The organism is Streptomyces sp. NPDC020490, from assembly GCF_044335305.1.
Taxonomy (GTDB): domain Bacteria; phylum Actinomycetota; class Actinomycetes; order Streptomycetales; family Streptomycetaceae; genus Streptomyces.
In genome coordinates, this window is sequence record NZ_JBIRUY010000013.1 from 76313 (window position 1) to 94041 (window position 17729).

Below are 17729 nucleotides of genomic sequence, written 5' to 3' on the forward strand. Positions count from 1 at the left end.
CTATCGGTCCCCGAAGACGGTGCGGTGCCAGTCCTTCCGGGCCACCGCCGTGTTGTCGAACATGACGTGCTTGACCTGCGTGTACTCCTCGAAGGAGTAGGCAGACATGTCCTTGCCGAAGCCGGACGCCTTGTAGCCGCCGTGCGGCATCTCGCTGATGATCGGGATGTGATCGTTGATCCACACACAGCCCGCCTTGATCTCGCGGGTGGCGCGGCCTGCCCGGTAGACGTCGCGGCTCCAGGCGGAGGCCGCGAGCCCGTACGGGGTGTCGTTGGCGAGCCTGATTCCTTCGTCGTCGCTGTCGAAGGGCAGGACCACCAGCACGGGGCCGAAGATTTCGGACTGCACGACCTCGCTGTCCTGGGGCGCGTCGGCGATGAGGGTGGGCCGATAATACGCGCCGTTCTTGAGATCTCCCTGCGGGGCCTCGCCCCCGGTGACCACGCGTGCGTAGGAGCGCGCGCGGTCGACGAAGGCGGCGACGCGGTCGCGCTGGACGTGGGAGATCAGCGGACCGAGATCGGTGCCCGGCGCGAAGGGGTCGCCGAGCCGGACGGTGTCCATGAGGGCGGCCGTCCGCTCGACGAACGCCTCGTAGAGGGGCCGCTGCACGTACGCGCGCGTGGCGGCGGTGCAGTCCTGGCCGGTGTTGATGAGCGCGCCCGCGACCGCGCCGTTGACGGCGGCCTCCAGGTCGGCGTCGTCGAAGACCACGAACGGCGCCTTGCCGCCCAGCTCCAGGTGGAGGCGCTTGACGGTGCCGGTGGCGATCTCGGCGACCCGCTTGCCGACGGCGGTCGAGCCGGTGAAGGAGGTCATCGCCACGTCGGGGTGGCCGACCAGACGCTCGCCCGCCTCCCGGCCGGTGCCGGTGACGATGTTGACGACGCCGTCGGGGATGCCGGCGGCGGTGACGGCCTCGGCGAACAGCAGCGAGGTCAGCGGGGTGAGCTCGGCCGGCTTGAGCACGACGGTGTTGCCGGCCGCGATCGCCGGGAGGATCTTCCACGCCGCCATCTGCAGCGGGTAGTTCCACGGCGCGATGGAGCCGACGACGCCGATGGCCTCGCGGCGCACGTACGACGTGTGGTCGCCGGAGTACTCGCCGGCGGCCTGCCCCTGAAGGTGGCGGGCGGCGCCGGCGAAGAAGGCGGTGTTGTCGATCGTCCCCGGCACGTCGAACTCACGGGTCAGCTTCAGCGGCTTGCCGCACTGCAGCGCCTCGGCGCGGGCGAACTCCTCCGCGCGGTCGGCGAGCACGGCGGCCAGCCGGTGCAGGGCGTCGGAACGCTCGCCGGGGGTGGCGGCCGCCCAGTCCGGGAACGCCTCGCGCGCCGCGGCGACCGCCGCGTCCACGTCGTCGGCGCCGGCCAGGTCGTACGTGTACACGTCCTCGCCGGTCGCGGGGTCGACGACCGCGTAGGTGTGGCCCGAGGTGCCCTTCGCCGGGCGGCCCGCGATGTACTGCGCGCCGTCCGCGAAACGGTCCTGGGCGGGGAATCGTTCCGGGGTGGCGATGCCCGGGTTGTGCATGTCGCTCTCCTCCGCCGGGGCACCCGGCTCATGGGGCGGGTGGCGTGGCTCCAGTCCGATTTGAGTGCCGATCCTGACAGAGCAATGGGACTCCTACAAGTGATTCCGTTGTTGCCTTTCGGTTACGCGACGGAATCTGTCGACCAGGTGTCGAGTCGCCCCGAAAAAGGGGGGACGGAGTGTCAGTGGCGGCTGCGACACTCGCGTGCATGGAACGGGTGACGGGGAAGATCGACTCCAGGGAGTCCCTGGTCAGGGCGGCCCGCGCGGGGGCCGGAATCAAGTATCTGCATTTCTGGGGGCATCGGCCGGGAGCCGACGGCCGGGTGGGGCCGGGCTGCTTGAGCCAGTGGTGGCCGTCGCCGTTCACCGTGGACTCGGTGACCTATGCGACCGCCGAGCACTGGATGATGGCACGCAAGGCGCGGCTGTTCGGCGACCTGGAGGCGGAGCGGCAGGCACTGGCCGCGGACCATCCCTCGCAGGCGAAGAAGGCCGGGCGCCTGGTGCGCGGCTTCGACGAGGCGGTCTGGGAGCGCGAGCGGTTCGGCATCGTGGTGGAGGGCAACGTCCACAAGTTCGCCGCCCACGCCGATCTGCGGGAGTTCCTGCTGAACACGGGCGAGCGAAGCGAGATGGGGGTCCCCCCGGCCGAAGGCTGGGGGAGGGTGCTGGTGGAGGCGAGTCCCGTGGACCGGGTGTGGGGCATCGGCCTCGCCGCGACCGACGAGGCGGCGACGGACCCCGAGCGCTGGCGCGGCGCGAACCTGCTGGGCTTCGCCCTGATGGAGGCCCGGGAGCGACTGGCCGGGGGCGGGTGAGGGGCGGGCGGGGACTCGGGCCAACTGTCGCGGGACGGTCGCGGCGCCGTGGCTGGACAGGCGGGCCCGGCCTTGCCGCGGACTCGGGCCGGGGACTCGGGCCGCCGCGGTGGAACGGGCGTCGCCGCCGACGACGGCGGACACCGTCGCCTCGGCGGCGGACCCGGCAGGGCTCGGGAGGCCGGACGCCCGAAGCGCTCGTGCGGGCCGGGGCCGGTGACCGGCGACGGCCGGCTCGGTCCTCCCCCACTTCCCCGACCATGGCCCGGCGGGCAGGCTGTCGGCGGACACCGTTTCCGGTGCCGGACGCCGACGGAGGGCGGGGTCCGGGGCAGGACGGTGGGGGCCGCCCGCGAGGCGCCGGTCGGAGGCCGGGCCGGGAGGCAGGCAGGACTGTGGGCCGACGACGTGATCAGGTGTCCGGCCTGGACCGGAAGGTCACGGGTTGGCGATCAGCAAGGCGATCATGCCCACGCCGAGCACGATGCCGACGGCTCCGCAGATGATGCCGGTCAGGGCCTGGCCCGGGTTCGTCGCCTCGCCCCGGGCGGCCTTGGCGCGGCCGATGAAGCCGAAGATCAGGGCGAGCACCCCCACGATGATGGCGATCGGCCACAGACAGAAGCCGGCGGCCCCGACGATCCCGAGCACCATCGAGGCGGTGCCCATGCCGTTGCTGGGCAGCGGCGTCATGCCGGGCCAGCCGTAATAGCCGGGGCTGCCGTAGCCCGAGGCGCCATAGCCCGACGGGCTGCCGGCCGGGTAGCCGGAGGGGCTGCCGGCCGGGTAGCCGGAGGGGCTGCCGGGATAGCCGTAGGGGACCTGGCCGGGGCCGTCGGGGGCGATGGGCGGCGGGGGGACCGGCTCGCCGAGCGAGGGGACGGGGCCGGGCGTCTGAGGCATCGGGGTCGGCGGGGCGAAGGGGCCGGCCCAGGGCTGGGAGGGGGGCGGCGTGCCGCCGGCTCCGGCGCCGGGCATGGAGACGTCCGTCCGCTGGTCGTGCACGGAGGGCGCCGCCGGGAACTGCCCCGCCCCGGCGTGCCGACCGGGGCCCGCCGGGGCGTCGGCGGCGGGCGGCGCCCACGGGTTCGGCTCCGGCGCCGGCTGCGGCTTGTCCAGGGGGACCCGGCCGGTCCCGTCGCCGGGGGCGGCCGGCCAGTGACCGGCGCCGTTGTCCGGCGCCGCCGGCGTCTGCGCGTCGTCGGACATGCGGCGGGTCCCCTCTCTGGACGTCCCGTCACTCTACGGCCCGGCCCGGCCACGCGTGGGCTCGGCCTACGATGATCCCCGAGTCACCGATCAGCCGATCACCCGCGTCCCACCGGCCGACCGCCGCGGGACGCCGTTCCCGGGGAGGAACCCTTGACCGACCGTCTCGACGCGTCCACCGCCGTCCCGAACGACCTGCACGCCTTCATCGCCGGACTGCCCAAGGCCGAACTGCACGTCCACCACGTCGGCTCCGCCTCCCCCCGGATCGTCTCCGAACTGGCCGCCCGCCACCCCGACTCGAAGGTGCCCACGGACCCCGAGGCCCTGGCCGACTACTTCACCTTCACGGACTTCGCCCACTTCATCGACGTGTACCTGTCCGTCGTGGACCTGATCCGCACGCCGGAGGACGTACGGCTGCTGACGTACGAGGTGGCCCGTGACATGGCCCGGCAGCAGGTGCGCTACGCCGAGCTGACCGTCACCCCGTGGTCCTCGACCCGGCGCAACATCGACGAGCGCGCGTTCATGGACGCGATCGAGGACGCCCGCAAGGCGGCCGAGGCCGACTTCGGGACCGTGCTGCGCTGGTGCTTCGACATCCCGGGCGAGGCCGGTCTCGAGGCCGCCGAGGAGACGACCCGGCTGGCCACCGACGACCGGGTGCGCCCCGAGGGCCTGGTCTCCTTCGGGCTCGGCGGACCCGAGATAGGTGTGCCGCGACCGCAGTTCAAGCCGTACTTCGACCGGGCGATCTCCGCCGGGCTGCGGTCGGTGCCGCACGCCGGCGAGACCACCGGCCCGCAGACGGTGTGGGACGCGCTGACCCACCTGCGGGCCGAGCGCATCGGGCACGGCACGAACTCCTTCCAGGACCCGGAACTGCTCGCGCACCTGGCCGAGCGGCGGATCCCGCTGGAGGTGTGCCCGACCTCCAACATCGCCACCCGCGCAGTGCGCGCCCTGGACGAACACCCGATCAAGGAGTTCGCGAAGGCGGGCGTCCTGGTGACGATCAACTCCGACGACCCGCCGATGTTCGGCACCGACCTGAACAACGAGTACGCGGTCGCCGCCCGCCTGCTGGAGCTGGACGAGCGGGGCCTCGCGGACCTGGCGAAGAACGCCGTCGACGCCTCCTTCCTCGACGAGGCGGGCAAGGCACGGATCCGGGACGAGATCGACGCGTACACCACGGCGTGGCTCGCCCCCTGATCCCGCCACAATGGGGGTCATGCAGAACGTGACCGCCGTGGCCCACCGCGGCGACCCCTACCGCGTCCGCGAGAACACCGTCGACTCGCTGCGTTCCGCGCTCGTCATGGGCGCGGACGCCGTCGAGATCGACGTACGGCTGACGAAGGACGGCGTGCCGGTGCTGCTGCACGACGCGACGCTGAAGCGCCTGTGGGAGCGGGACCGGCCGCTGCGGTCGCTGACGGCCGGCGAGGTGCGTGAGCTGACGGACGGCGGGGTGCCGACGCTGGCGGAGGCGCTGGCCGCGACCGACGGCACCCGGGTGATGCTGGACCTGCCCGGCGAGCCGGACGTGCGGGCGGTTCGCCGGGTCGTGGACGTCGTACGCGAGGCCGGGGCGCGGGAGCGGGTGTACTACTGCGCCGACGCGGCCGCCATGCTCGCCGTCCGCGCGGCCGATTCGTCCGCGGAGATCGCCCTGACCCGCAGCACGCTGGCGCCCCCGCGGCCGGTCCTGCTGGAGGCGATCCGCCCGCGCTGGCTGAACTACCGCTTCTCCCTGGTCGACCGCGCCCTCGCCGCCCGCGTCCACCGTGACGGCTACCTGCTGTCCGTCTGGACCCCGGACACCCGCCGCTCCATGCGCCGGCTGATCGACGTCGGCGTGGACTCGATCACCACCAACCGCGTCGACGTACTCAGCCCCCTGCGCATCCCGCTCTAGTTGTGGCGCGACCCGACAGGCCCTAGGGACGGCCCCTGACAACACCCCTGCTGCGGCGGGCACTCGGTCGGGGTTTCCCCAGGGTCGGGCACCCTCCTCGCCGACGATCCGGGCGGGCGCGGGCGGCCGGAGGATGATCACGAGCTCCCCCGGTCGCTCCCGGCCCCTTCCGCCGATCTCAGGAGAGTCGATGCGCGCACGCAGCCGCAGCTCCGCCCTCACCGCCTGTCTCGTCCTCGCCCTGGCCGCCGGCCCGCTGGCCGCCCCCGCCCTCGCCGCACCGGCCGCACCGGCACCGGCCGCACCGGCACCGGCCGCCGGCCGCGGCACGGCCTCCCCCGGCGCTCCCGACGCCGACGCCCTGCGCGCCGCGATCGCCGGGCTCCCGGACACGGACGCGACCGCGGCCCAGGTGCGGGTCGGCGGCGGCGACGGCGCCTGGCGGGGCAGTGCGGGCGTGCACGATCTGGCGAGCGGCCGGGCGGCGGACCCGGACGCCCGCTTCCGGGCCGGCTCGACGACGAAGGTGGTGACGGCGGCCGTCGTGCTCAGGCTCGCGGCCGAGGGCCGGATCGACCTGTCGGCGCCGGTTCAGCGCTACCTCCCCGGCCTGCTCGGCGACGCCTTCGAGCCGGTCACCGTACGGCAGTTGCTGAACCACACCAGCGGCATCCCGGCCGGTGACGGCTTCGGCGACTCCTTCGAGGAGCAGTACGCCCACCGCTTCAACACCTTGACGCCCCGTCAGGTCGTCGCGTCGGCGGTGGCGAAGGGCCCGGAGTTCCGCCCCGGCGAGCGGCAGCACTACCTGAACGTCAACTACACGGTCCTCGGCCTGCTCGTGGAGAAGGTGACGGGCCGCTCGTACGCCGACGAGGCCGCGCGGCTCGTCCTGCGTCCCGCCGGCCTGCGCGACACGTACTTCCCCGGCACCGACCCGGGCATCCGCGGCCCGCACAACCACGGCTACCAGGCGGTCCGGAAGGCCGACGGCACGACCGCCTTCGTGGACGTGACCGAGTGGAACCAGGCGGACCGCTGGGCGGCCGGCGACATGATCTCGACGACCGCGGATCTGGAACGCCTGGTCACGGAGCTGTTCACGGGGCGGATCGTGCCGGGCCCCCAACTGCGGGAGATGTTCACGGTCCCGGCGGGCATCGACGGGGCGACCTACAGCGCCGGTCTGCAGCGCTTCGTGTACGAGGGCCGGGTCTACTGGCTCAAGTCGGGGGCGCGGTACGGCTACAGCACCGTGGTCGCCGCGACCCGCGACCTGAGCCGCACCCTCGCCCTTGGCGTCGGCGCCACCGACGCCAAGGGCGAGGCGATGAACCCGGTCGCGCGGCGGATCGCCGCGGCGGCGCTCAAGTAGCCGGTACGGGGGCGGCGTCCGGGGTGAGCGCCGCCAGCCGCTTGATCTTCTGGCGCACGACGTACAGCGGGATCACCCCGAAGACGCCGAACGACATGTCGATCACCGTCCACCAGAAGGGGATACCGCGGATCGGCCCGCACACCAGCGCCAGCGGGACGATCCCGGCGCAGGCGATCATCCCGAACTCGACCACCCAGATGTTGCGGACGGGGTCGCGGTAGGGGCCGTAGAAGGCCACCGCGATCACCAGGTGGGCGAAGGCCAGCCAGTCGGTGCCGTAGAGCAGGAAGGGGTAGTCGGCGTCGGCGGTGTCGACTCCGGCCCGCACCCGCTCGATCCAGTCGGTGAGCGCGGGCAGGTGGTCGGACACGGACAGCGACCGCAACAGGTCCTCGGTCCAGTGGAGTTCGTGGACGAGGGGGAAGGCCGTGGCGCCACTGAGCACCAGGCAGACGACGAAGAGGACCAACCAGGCGCGTATGCCCTTCAGCAGGGCGGCTCTGTCGCTCATGACGGCAGCGTAGCCCTGCATTTGAACGTGTTCAAAAGCACCCCCGGAAGAGACGCGCGTCGATCCCCTCGGCGCGCCGCCACACCGCTTCCGGCGCGGCCGGGAACCGCGCGCGTGACGCGGGCAGTTCGCGCCGCGGCACCCCGTCAGCGCGGCCAACTCACGGGCGGCGTGCGGGACCAGGCCGTCGGCGTCCCCAAGGCGTCAGCGCCGCGGGCACGTTCGCCGCCCGGCGGGTCGTGCCTCGCCCGGCTCATCCCCGTGGTTCCGCGGTGGAGGACGGGACGGGGCCCCGGCTCGGGGACGTCGACGGCGCGGCCCTGCGCGAGCCCGTCGAGCTGGTCGAGCCCGTCGAGGGCGTACGGGAGGTCGGGCCGGTCGGATCCGTCCCGGTCTGACCGGTGCGGCCGGTCCGGTCGGTCCCGTCGGGGGCCGGGGTCGGGACGACGGTTGCGGGGCGGGTGGCGCCGGTCACGGCCGGCCGGGGCGAGGTCGACGGGTCCGGCCCGGTCGCGGGGCCGCTCGCGGGCGGCGGGGCGAGCGGGACCGCCGGGGGCGCGGGCGTCCCGGGGCCGAACGACCGCAGCGGCAGCGCGACGAGCACGACGACGGCGCAGACGGCGCCCGCTCCGGCCGCGGCACGCAGCAGCCTGCGGCGCGCCGCACCGCGGCGGATCGCCTCGTAGCGGCCCGGGGGCGGACCGAGATGGCCGGCCGGGGGGCGCAGCAGGACGGCCAGGGGGTCGTCGGGGTCGAAGTCCGGACCGTCGTCAGCGTGTGTGATCAAGGCTTCTCCTCAGGTGGGCGCGGAGCAGCTCGCGAGCCGTGTGCAGATCGGCCTTGACGGTCCCTTCCTTGCGCCCGGTCAGCACGGCCACCTCCCGGATCGGCATGTCAGCGTAGTAGTGCAGCAGGATCGGCACCCGCAGCCGGTCCGGCAGGGACTGCACGAGCAGCCGCACCGACGGGTCGGCCGGTTCGGCGGGCGGACGCACGGCGGCCTCGACGGTGGCCCGGCGCACCGCCCGGCGCTCGCGCTCCAGCTTGCGCCAGTGGTCGCGGACCAGGTTGGCGGCGGTCACGTAGAGGAAGCCCTGGGGTTCGGCCACCGCCGTCCAGCGGGACCAGAGCCGGGTGAACGCCTCCGAGGCGATCTCGTGCGCCGTCTCGTCGTCGTCGACGAGACGGCGGCACCAGCCGGCCAGGCGCGGATAGAGGGCGGCGAACAGCTCGGACGCCGCCCTCTCACGGGACCGTTTCACCGTTCTCCCGCAGCACTCGGTGCCGGTGCGGCGAAGACGATCACGTTGTCGCGGTAGCCGTCGCCGCTGCGCGGTCCGCCGCACGTGACGAGACGCAACTCCGGCCGGTCCACGTTCCCGTAGACGTCGTCGGTCGGGAAGTCCGCCTTGGCGACGGTGCGCACGGCGGTGACGGCGAACCGCACCGTCCCGCCGTCCGCCAGGCGCACCGCGATCCGGTCGCCGCGGCGCAGTTCCGCGAGGTGCCGGAACACTCCGTCCCCGTAGGCGCCGACGGTGACATGACCGAGGATCACCGAGGGACCGGTCTGTCCCGGCGCCGGCGAGTGGCGGTACCAGCCCGCCCGGTCGTGCGCCGTGATCGGGGGGACCTGCACGGTGCCGTCGGCGGCCAGTCCCAGCCGCAGGACGGGGGTGTCGACGCCGATGGCGGGGATGCGCAGCCGCACCGGAGCCGAACCCGCGGAGGCGTGCCCCGCTGCGGCGGAACCGGTCCTCCCGGTTCCCGCCGTCCCTTCCGGCGAGACCTTCGCGGGCCCGGGGCCACCGCAGCCCGCGAGCAGCACGGCCGCCGTCGAGGTGAGGAAGGCGCGCCTGGCGAGCGGGGTCACTCCCCCGTCGCCCGCCGACGCCGTACGAGGAGGACCGCGCCGCCGCCCGCGACGACCGCCGCGGCGGCGCCCCCGCCGATCAGCCCGGCCACGCCGCCGGACTCCGGCGAGGCGGTCACCCGGCCGGTGTCCGGCGCCCCGCTGGGCACGACGGTGACCTGGTCCGAGGGCCTCCGGGACGGAGCCGGGCTCTTCCGCGTGCGGTCGGTGGCGCTCGGCACCGGGGAGGGGGCGCCGGTGGGCCGGGTCGAGGGGGCGCCGGTGGGCCGGGTCGACGGGGCGCCGGTGGGCCGGGTCGACGGGGCGTCGGTGGGCCGGGTCGACGGGGCGACGGTGGACCCGGTCGAGGGGGCGCTGATGGGCTGGCGGGGGGTGGGCGAGGCGGCCGCCGTCGCCCCGTCGGCGAACGCGGGCACCGCGCCCGCCAGGACGGCGGTGCACGCGAGTACCAGGGCACTGAGGCCGGTTCGGCGCATGGATCGCTCTCTTTCGTCGGTCCGCCCGCCGGTGGACCGGCGGGATGGTCACGGATCGAGCGGAGAGACGAGACAGCACCCGGAGGGGTTGTAAAGAGCAGGCAAAGCCGACGGGCGCGAGGGCCCCTGGAGGAGGCCCTCCGGAAACAGCACGGCCCCTGGACGGGACAAGTCCCGGGGAAAGGTCCCGGGGAAAAGTCCCGGGGACGAGTCCCGTCCAGGGGCCGTGGGCGGACGCCGAGGCGCCGGAGGCCTTACGCGTCCAGCGACGTCATCACGTGCTTGATCCGCGTGTAGTCCTCGAAGCCGTACGCCGACAGGTCCTTGCCGTAGCCGGACTGCTTGAAGCCGCCGTGCGGCATCTCGGCGACCAGCGGGATGTGCGTGTTGATCCACACGCAGCCGAAGTCCAGCTTCTTCGACATGCGCATCGCGCGGCCGTGGTCCTTGGTCCACACGGAGGAGGCCAGCGCGTACTGGACGCCGTTGGCCCACTCCACCGCCTGGTCCTCGTCCCGGAAGGACTGGACGGTGATGACCGGGCCGAAGACCTCCTTCTGGATGATCTCGTCGTCCTGCTTCAGGCCGGAGACGACGGTCGGGGCGTAGAAGTAGCCCTTGTCGCCGACCTGGTGACCGCCGGCCTCGACCTTGGCGTGGGCGGGCAGCCGCTCGATGAAGCCGGAGACCTGCTTGAGCTGGTTGGGGTTGTTCAGCGGGCCGAAGAGGACGTCCTCGTCGTCCGGCTGACCGGTCTTCGTCTCGGACGCGGCCTTGGCGAGCGCGGCGACGAACTCGTCGTGGACGGACTCCTGGACGAGGACGCGGGTGGCCGCCGTACAGTCCTGGCCGGCGTTGAAGAAGCCCGCCACCGAGATGTCCTCGACGGCCTTGGCGATGTCGGTGTCCTCGAACACCACGACCGGCGCCTTGCCGCCCAGCTCCAGGTGGACGCGCTTGACGTCCTTGGAGGCGGACTCGGCGACCTGGATGCCCGCGCGGACGGAGCCGGTGATGGAGGCCATCGCCGGGGTCGGGTGCTCGACCATCATGCGGCCGGTCTCACGGTCGCCGCAGACGACGTTGAAGACGCCCTTGGGCAGGATCGAGCCGAGGATGTCGGCGATCAGGACGGTCGAGGCCGGGGTGGTGTCCGACGGCTTCAGCACGACCGTGTTGCCGGCGGCGATCGCCGGGGCGAACTTCCACACGGCCATCATCATCGGGTAGTTCCACGGCGCGACCTGCGCGCAGACGCCGACCGGCTCGCGGCGGATGATCGAGGTCATCCCCTCCATGTACTCGCCGGCCGACCGGCCTTCGAGCATCCGGGCCGCGCCCGCGAAGAAGCGGATCTGGTCGACCATCGGCGGGATCTCCTCGGACCGCGTGAGCCCGATCGGCTTGCCCGTGTTCTCCACCTCGGCCGCGATCAGTTCCTCGGCGCGCTCCTCGAACGCGTCCGCGATCTTCAGCAGAGCCTTCTGACGCTCGGCCGGCGTGGTGTCGCGCCAGCCCGGGAAGGCCGCGGCGGCGGCCGCCATGGCGGCGTCCACGTCCGCCTGACCGGACAGCGGGGCGGTCGCGTACGCCTCGCCCGTCGCGGGGTTGACCACCTCGGTGGTCCGTCCGTCGGCGGCGTCCCGGAACTCACCGTCGATGTAGTTGCGCAGACGACGCAGCTCGGTGCTCACTGCCGGCCTCCTGTCGGGTTTCTGATGTCCGATTGCTGAGACCCACACACTAATCGGCGGGCCGACGTTTTCAACACCCCCGATCGCATCATCGCTGCGAAATCCGCAGGTCTCAGTCACGTAAACAACGAATTTCATCGCCTCGCCCTTGCGGAACTGTCGAGACGTCGTGCACAGTGACCTGGTGGCCAGTCGAAGCGCAGACCAGAGGGACTCCCGCGAGTCCAGGAACGGCACCCCTCATCTGGATGCCGTCTCGCTCGCCATCATCGAGCAGCTCCAGGAGGACGGCCGCCGGCCGTACGCCGCGATCGGCAAGGCCGTCGGCCTGTCCGAGGCGGCCGTGCGCCAGCGCGTCCAGAAGCTGCTCGACCAGGGCGTGATGCAGATCGTCGCCGTCACGGACCCGCTCACCGTGGGCTTCCGGCGCCAGGCGATGGTCGGTGTCAACGTCGAAGGCGACCTCGACCCTGTGGCCGACGCGCTGACCGACATGTCGGAAGTCGAGTACGTGGTGATGACCGCGGGCTCGTTCGACATCCTCGCCGAGATCGTCTGCGAGGACGACGACCACCTGCTGGACGTCATCAACAAACGCATCCGGGCCCTGCCCGGCGTGCGCTCCACCGAGAGCTTCGTCTACCTCAAGCTCAAGAAGCAGACCTACATGTGGGGAACCCGATAACCGTGAGCTCAAAGGACCTCAGCCGCACCGCGTACGACCACCTGTGGATGCACTTCACCCGCATGTCCTCGTACGAGAACTCGCCCGTGCCCACCATCGTGCGCGGCGAGGGCACCTACATCTACGACGACAAGGGCAAGCGCTACCTCGACGGTCTCGCGGGCCTGTTCGTGGTGCAGGCCGGTCACGGCCGCACGGAGCTCGCCGAGACCGCCTTCAAGCAGGCCCAGGAACTGGCGTTCTTCCCGGTGTGGTCCTACGCCCACCCGAAGGCCGTCGAGCTGGCCGAGCGCCTCGCCGACCACGCCCCGGGCGACCTGAACAAGGTGTTCTTCACCACCGGCGGCGGCGAGGCCGTCGAGACCGCCTGGAAGCTCGCCAAGCAGTACTTCAAGCTCGTCGGCAAGCCGACCAAGTACAAGGTCATCTCCCGCGCGGTCGCCTACCACGGCACCCCGCAGGGCGCCCTGTCCATCACCGGCCTGCCGGGCCTGAAGGCCCCCTTCGAGCCCCTCGTCCCGGGCGCGCACAAGGTGCCGAACACCAACATCTACCGCGCCCCGATCTTCGGCGACGACCCGGAGGCGTTCGGCCGCTGGGCCGCCGACCAGATCGAGCAGCAGATCCTCTTCGAGGGCCCGGACACCGTCGCCGCGGTCTTCCTGGAGCCGGTGCAGAACGCCGGCGGCTGCTTCCCGCCGCCGCCCGGCTACTTCCAGCGGGTGCGCGAGATCTGCGACCAGTACGACGTGCTGCTGGTGTCGGACGAGGTCATCTGCGCCTTCGGCCGCCTGGGCACGATGTTCGCCTGCGACAAGTTCGACTACGTCCCGGACATGATCACCTGCGCCAAGGGCATGACGTCGGGCTACTCCCCGATCGGCGCGTGCATCGTCTCCGACCGGCTGGCCGAGCCGTTCTACAAGGGCGACAACACCTTCCTGCACGGTTACACCTTCGGCGGCCACCCGGTCTCCGCCGCGGTCGGCCTCGCCAACCTCGACCTGTTCGAGCGCGAGAACCTCAACCAGCACGTGCTCGACAACGAGGGCGCGTTCCTGTCCACCCTGCAGAAGCTGCACGACCTGCCGATCGTCGGCGACGTCCGCGGCAACGGCTTCTTCTACGGCATCGAGCTCGTGAAGGACAAGGCCACCAAGGAGTCCTTCAACGACGAGGAGACCGAGCGGGTGCTGTACGGCTTCCTGTCGAAGGCCCTCTTCGACAACGGCCTGTACTGCCGTGCCGACGACCGTGGCGACCCGGTCATCCAGCTCGCCCCGCCGCTGATCTCCAACCAGGAGACGTTCGACGAGATCGAGCAGATCCTGCGCGCGACGCTGACGGAGGCGTGGACGAAGCTCTGATCGTCCGCCAAGAAGATCATCCACGGCCCCGGTGCCGCCCGTTCGAGTGAGAAACGGGCGCCCGGGGCCGCGTGCTGTCCGGCCTCCCACCGCGAGCTGCCTAGCGTGCCCAGTGACCGATCGGCGCTGTCTTCGTTCCCCCGGACGGGGGATTGGCACGGCAATCACGGATCTGAACCGAGGTGTACGCCCATGGTGGCCCCGCCGGACAACGACGTGCTCTGGGCCCGCGCCCTGCACTACCAGCACAACGACGGCTCGCCCGCGCTCAGCGGTGTCTCGCTGGGCGTCCGGGAGGGCGAGATCCTCGCCGTCAGCGGCCCGCGGGGCAGCGGCAAGACGACCCTGCTGCGCTGCCTGTGCGGACTGCTGCCCGCACAGCGCGGCGAGGTGTGGTTCAACAGCACGCCCGTGCACACCATGGGCGCCCTGAGCCGGGAACGACTGCGCCGGGACCGCTTCGGCTGGATCGATCCGGCTCCCGTCCTCGTGCCCGAGCTGAACGTCTGGGAGAACACCGCGCTGCCCCTGATGCTGCGCGGCACGAGCCGCCGCCGCGCCAAGACGGCCGCCCTGGAGTGGCTGGAGCGCCTCGACATCGGCGCCAAGGCGCGCAAACGGCCGCACGAGCTGCTCCAGGCGGAACGGCAGCGCGTGTGCATCGCGCGGTCGCTGGCCCCGGAACCCACGGTGCTGTTCGCCGACGAGCCGACCGCTCCCCTGCACCGCGCCGACCGCGTCCACGTGCTGCGCACGCTCACCACCGCCGCCCGCTCGCACGGCATCACCGTGGTGCTGGCCACCGACGACCCGCGGACCGCGGCCCAGGCCGACCGCACGGTGTCGCTGCTGGACGGACGGCGCGTGAAGACCGTGCACCTGCCGCCGGTCACCGAGGCGGAAGGCCGGGCCGCGTGCTCGCTCTCCGTCTGACCCGCGGCGCCCACCCCGCCGTCCAACTGCGCCGGCTGCTGGTGGCGGTGGCCTCGGCGGGCACGGGCTTCCTCCTGCTGTGCACCCTCGGCCACGCGCTGGGCCACCCGGACACGCCCGGCACCTCGCTGCTGCGCCTCGCCTGGTGCCTGACACCGCTGGCGGCCACCGTGCACTTCGCGGTCGCGGCGGCCCGCACCGACCCCGGCACCCGGCCCCGCTCCGGCCTGTCGGCGATCGGCCTGGGCCCGGCCCGTCTGATGGCGGTCTCGGCGACCACCACGGCCCTGTCCACCGCCCTCGGCTCGATGCTGGCGCTGCTGGTCTTCCTCCACCTGCGCGGCGACCTCACCGGCCTGCCCTTCGACGGCGCGGCGGCGCGGTCCCTGGCCGCGGACCGGCCGCTGCCGCTGCCGGCGACGCTGACGCTGCTGGCGCTGGTGCCGGGGATCGCCTCGGTGGCCGTGGCGGTGGTGCTCAGGCCGCGGGACCTGCGGCCGGCGGCGGCCCGCGGGACCGCGCGGGCGGCCGGCCGGTCCGGCGCACGCGCGGGGCGGGGCAGGCCGGCCGCCTTCGGTGCGTACGACTGGTTCGGCGCACGCGCGTCCGGCCCAAAGGCCGGCGGCCGGCCCGCCCGCGCGGCCGCCGCCCGGCGCACCGCACCGACGGCGACCGTCCCGGAACTCGACGCGGGTATCGACGCGGGTATCGACGCGGGTATCGACGCGAGACTCGATACCGACCTCGATACCGACCTCGACGCGGAACTCCGGGCGGAACTCCACACGGCGGCCGGCACGGCGGCCGACGGCGCCCCGCAGCGGCCGGGCGGCGCGGCGGGGGCACCGGCACCGGCACCGGCACCGGGCATCCACGCCGTCGTCCCCGCACCGAAACAGCCGCCCACCGGCCTGCCCTGGGGCATCGCGGTCCTCGCCGCGGGCCTGGCCGTGGAGGCGTACGCGAGCCGCACCGAGTCCACCGCCGCCTCCCTCACCGGCGCCGTGACCGGCTCGGCCCCCGCCGTGCTCGCCGGCTGGGCCCTCACCGCCCTCGGTCTCGCACTCGCCGCCCCCGCGCTCACCCACCTCACCGGCCTGCTCGTCCAGGCCGTCCGCCCCGGCGCCCTGCGTCTCCTGGCCGGCCGGGTCCTGATGGCGGAGGCCACCCGCATCGGCCGTCCCCTCGGCATCGTCTGCGCCGTCGTCTCGGGCTCGTACGCCATGACGGCCCTGTACGGCGGCACCGGGCCCCTCGCCTTCGGCCCGCTGACCACCCTCGGCACGCTGCTCGTGGCCGGCTGCGCCTGCGCCACGCTGCTCACCGCCGCGGCCGAGGCCAGGCACGCCCGCGCCGAGATCACCGCCACCCTGCTGCGCCTGGGCGCCCCGGCCACACTGCTGCGCGGCGCGGCGGCGCTGCGCACCGGCGCCCTGCTCGCCCTCTTCGGCCCGCTGACCCTGGTCGTCGCCGAGCTGGCGGCGCTCCCCCTGGCCCGCTGAAGAACCCCGCGAGAAGAATCCGGGACGCCGATGAGTTCCGCGACGGCCCCCGGTCTACCCCGACGAACGGCACGACACCCACGGGAGAGGTCCCATGTACCAGCAGATGATCTTCGTGAACCTGGCCACCGACGACGTAGAGGCGTCGAAGAAGTTCTTCACGGAGCTCGGCTACACCATCAACCCGCAGTTCAGCACGGACGACTGCGCCTGCGTGGTGATCAGCGACACGATCATCGCGATGCTGCTCAGCAAGCAGCACTACGCCACGTTCACGAAGAAGGAGATCGCCGACTCCAGGAAGACCAGTGAGGTGCTGGTCTGCCTGAGCGCCGAGAGCCGCGAGAAGGTCGACGAGCTGGTCGACCGGGCGATCACCGCGGGCGGCAGCATCGCCGGGGAGACGCAGGACCACGGCTTCATGTACGGCCGTGCCTTCGACGACCTCGACGGACACACCTGGGAGGTCGTGTGGATGGATCCGGCGGCGGTGCAGGGCTGAGGGACGCGCATGCCTAGGGGGTGTCTGACAAATGAGCGACGCCGCGGGCATGTGTCAGACACCCCCTAGCATGGGCCGGTGCAGACGAGCCCGGCCCATGCGGCCCACCACGACCGACACGAGATAGAGACGCTCGAGGACTTCGACGCGGCCGTCTCGGCCGGCGGCACCCTCGCCGGACACCGCCTGCAGGGCGTCGATCTGACGGACCGTACGCGGGAGTTGCTCACCACCGACACGGCGGGGGCCGTCTTCCTCGGCTGCCCGATGCGGCACGAGGCCGAGGCCAAGGTCCGCGCGGACGGCGCCCTGGTCTTCCCGCCGGTCCCGGATCTGCCCTTCGACCCCTACCGCGGGCGCCTCTACACCGCCGACGAACTGTTCGCCTCGCTGGAGCGGGGATACGAGCGGACGCCCGACGCCCTGTCCTACGCCTGGTTCCAGCAGACCAGGGCCGACGGCGACATCTTCGCCTCGATGCTGCGCGCCGTGCACGACGACTCCGTCTCCGACGCCCTCGACGAACTCCTGCGCGGCGCCCGGGTGGTGGGCGTGATGGGCGGCCACGCCATGGCGCGCGGGACGCGGGAGTACGCCGGTGCCGCCCGGCTGGGCCGCGAGCTGAGCCGTATCGGGTTCACCGTCGCGACGGGCGGCGGCCCGGGTGCGATGGAGGCGGCGAACCTGGGCGCGTACGCGGCGCCGTACGAGGACGACATGCTGGACGAGGCATGCCGGCTGCTCGGCAAGGTGCCGTCGTTCACACCCTCGATCACCGACTGGGCCCGCTGCGCCTTCGAGGTGCGCACCCGCTGGCCGAAAGGCAACCACTCGATCGGCATCCCGACCTGGTTCTACGGCCACGAGCCGCCGAACCCCTTCGCGGCCCACATCGCCAAGTACTTCGCCAACGCCACCCGCGAGGACGGGCTGCTGGCCCGCTGCAACGCGGGCGTGGTCTTCCTGCCGGGCGCCGCGGGGACCGTGCAGGAGATCTTCGACAACGCGACCCCCAACTACTACGAGTCCCGCGGCGAACCGACGCCGATGGTGCTCGTCGACCGCGCCCACTGGACCGAGCGGCTGCCAGCCTGGCCTCTCTTGCAGGCACTCGCCCGGGAACGTTCGATGGAGTCCCGTATCGCCCTCGTTGACCGGATCGAGGAGGCCCCGGAGGCGTTGAAACGTCTCTGCGGTTAATGAGACCGTAAAGCCAACACGTAGGATGAGCTTACGGATTGACACTCCTTATGGAGCGCTTATAGACCTGTGAGCCTCCTGGGGATCCTGAAGCCTCAGCCACTGGGGCGTCATTGTC

17 protein-coding genes and 1 pseudogene are annotated in these 17729 nt (G+C 72.8%); 10 read left to right on the top strand and 8 right to left on the bottom strand.

All coding sequences use genetic code 11. The features are described from left to right. Entirely contained in the window at positions 1–1536 is a 1536-nt protein-coding gene (locus ACH4ZX_RS16040; protein WP_398272563.1) for a gamma-aminobutyraldehyde dehydrogenase, read from the bottom strand. Between the two features lie 209 nt (positions 1537–1745). On the opposite strand from ACH4ZX_RS16040, the gene ACH4ZX_RS16045 reads away from it, so the two are divergent. Continuing rightward, a complete protein-coding gene (locus ACH4ZX_RS16045; RefSeq protein WP_398272564.1) occupies positions 1746–2357 on the top strand; it encodes an NADAR family protein in 612 nt (203 codons plus the stop codon). A 438-nt stretch (positions 2358–2795) separates the two neighbouring features. Here ACH4ZX_RS16045 and ACH4ZX_RS16050 read toward each other — a convergent pair whose 3' ends face one another. Continuing rightward, the gene (locus ACH4ZX_RS16050; protein ID WP_398272566.1) at positions 2796–3566 is read right to left on the bottom strand and encodes a DUF4190 domain-containing protein; all 771 of its coding nucleotides are present in this window, start codon (positions 3564–3566) and stop codon (positions 2796–2798) included. A 55-nt stretch (positions 3567–3621) separates the two neighbouring features. Between ACH4ZX_RS16050 and ACH4ZX_RS16055 the strand changes: the two are divergent. From ACH4ZX_RS16055 to ACH4ZX_RS16065, 3 genes and pseudogenes are all read left to right on the top strand, one after another. Next, positions 3622–4784 (top strand): annotated as a pseudogene (locus ACH4ZX_RS16055) (adenosine deaminase). 19 nt (positions 4785–4803) lie between these two features. Further along, the gene (locus ACH4ZX_RS16060; protein ID WP_398272568.1) at positions 4804–5490 is read left to right on the top strand and encodes a glycerophosphodiester phosphodiesterase; all 687 of its coding nucleotides are present in this window, start codon (positions 4804–4806) and stop codon (positions 5488–5490) included. Between the two features lie 190 nt (positions 5491–5680). Further along, positions 5681–6865 (top strand): serine hydrolase domain-containing protein, encoded by a 1185-nt coding sequence (locus ACH4ZX_RS16065; protein WP_398272570.1) that lies wholly within the window; start codon positions 5681–5683, stop codon positions 6863–6865. Here the strand turns inward: ACH4ZX_RS16065 and ACH4ZX_RS16070 are convergent. The 6 genes from ACH4ZX_RS16070 to ACH4ZX_RS16095 form a co-directional block, all read right to left on the bottom strand. Then, the gene (locus ACH4ZX_RS16070) at positions 6858–7379 is read right to left on the bottom strand and encodes a hypothetical protein (protein ID WP_398272572.1); all 522 of its coding nucleotides are present in this window, start codon (positions 7377–7379) and stop codon (positions 6858–6860) included. The two genes, ACH4ZX_RS16065 and ACH4ZX_RS16070, sit on opposite strands and share 8 nt — an antisense overlap. 253 nt (positions 7380–7632) lie before the next feature. Then, complete coding sequence (locus tag ACH4ZX_RS16075; protein ID WP_398272574.1) at positions 7633–8166, bottom strand: hypothetical protein; 534 nt, start codon at positions 8164–8166, stop codon at positions 7633–7635. Next, positions 8150–8641: an RNA polymerase sigma factor gene (locus tag ACH4ZX_RS16080; RefSeq protein WP_398272575.1), complete on the bottom strand. Its 492-nt coding sequence runs from the start codon at positions 8639–8641 to the stop codon at positions 8150–8152. Before ACH4ZX_RS16080 ends, ACH4ZX_RS16075 begins: the two co-directional genes overlap by 17 nt. Continuing rightward, positions 8638–9252, bottom strand: coding sequence for a class F sortase (locus ACH4ZX_RS16085; RefSeq protein ID WP_398272577.1), 615 nt, complete (start codon positions 9250–9252; stop codon positions 8638–8640). The genes ACH4ZX_RS16080 and ACH4ZX_RS16085 overlap by 4 nt, the downstream gene beginning before the upstream one ends. Beyond that, positions 9249–9728: a sortase-dependent protein gene (locus tag ACH4ZX_RS16090; protein ID WP_398272579.1), complete on the bottom strand. Its 480-nt coding sequence runs from the start codon at positions 9726–9728 to the stop codon at positions 9249–9251. Before ACH4ZX_RS16090 ends, ACH4ZX_RS16085 begins: the two co-directional genes overlap by 4 nt. A gap of 254 nt (positions 9729–9982) precedes the next feature. Continuing rightward, positions 9983–11422: a gamma-aminobutyraldehyde dehydrogenase gene (locus tag ACH4ZX_RS16095; RefSeq protein ID WP_398272581.1), complete on the bottom strand. Its 1440-nt coding sequence runs from the start codon at positions 11420–11422 to the stop codon at positions 9983–9985. A 169-nt stretch (positions 11423–11591) separates the two neighbouring features. Between ACH4ZX_RS16095 and ACH4ZX_RS16100 the strand changes: the two genes are divergently transcribed. The 6 genes from ACH4ZX_RS16100 to ACH4ZX_RS16125 all read left to right on the top strand — a co-directional run bounded on the left by ACH4ZX_RS16100 (position 11592) and on the right by ACH4ZX_RS16125 (position 17611). Continuing rightward, positions 11592–12107 carry an Lrp/AsnC family transcriptional regulator gene (locus tag ACH4ZX_RS16100; RefSeq protein WP_360749902.1) on the top strand — a complete coding sequence of 172 codons (516 nt, stop codon included), beginning with the start codon at positions 11592–11594 and terminating at the stop codon, positions 12105–12107. After that, positions 12092–13474: an aspartate aminotransferase family protein gene (locus ACH4ZX_RS16105; RefSeq protein WP_360749899.1), complete on the top strand. Its 1383-nt coding sequence runs from the start codon at positions 12092–12094 to the stop codon at positions 13472–13474. Before ACH4ZX_RS16100 ends, ACH4ZX_RS16105 begins: the two co-directional genes overlap by 16 nt. Before the next feature lie 192 nt (positions 13475–13666). After that, positions 13667–14407, top strand: coding sequence for an ABC transporter ATP-binding protein (locus ACH4ZX_RS16110; protein WP_398272583.1), 741 nt, complete (start codon positions 13667–13669; stop codon positions 14405–14407). After that, on the top strand, positions 14389–15909 hold the full coding sequence (locus tag ACH4ZX_RS16115; protein WP_398272585.1) for a hypothetical protein: 1521 nt from the start codon (positions 14389–14391) through the stop codon (positions 15907–15909). Before ACH4ZX_RS16110 ends, ACH4ZX_RS16115 begins: the two co-directional genes overlap by 19 nt. A 94-nt stretch (positions 15910–16003) precedes the next feature. Further along, a complete protein-coding gene (locus ACH4ZX_RS16120; protein ID WP_398272587.1) occupies positions 16004–16411 on the top strand; it encodes a VOC family protein in 408 nt (135 codons plus the stop codon). Between the two features lie 78 nt (positions 16412–16489). Then, positions 16490–17611 carry an LOG family protein gene (locus tag ACH4ZX_RS16125; protein ID WP_398272589.1) on the top strand — a complete coding sequence of 374 codons (1122 nt, stop codon included), beginning with the start codon at positions 16490–16492 and terminating at the stop codon, positions 17609–17611. Positions 17612–17729: the final 118 nt, after the last annotated feature.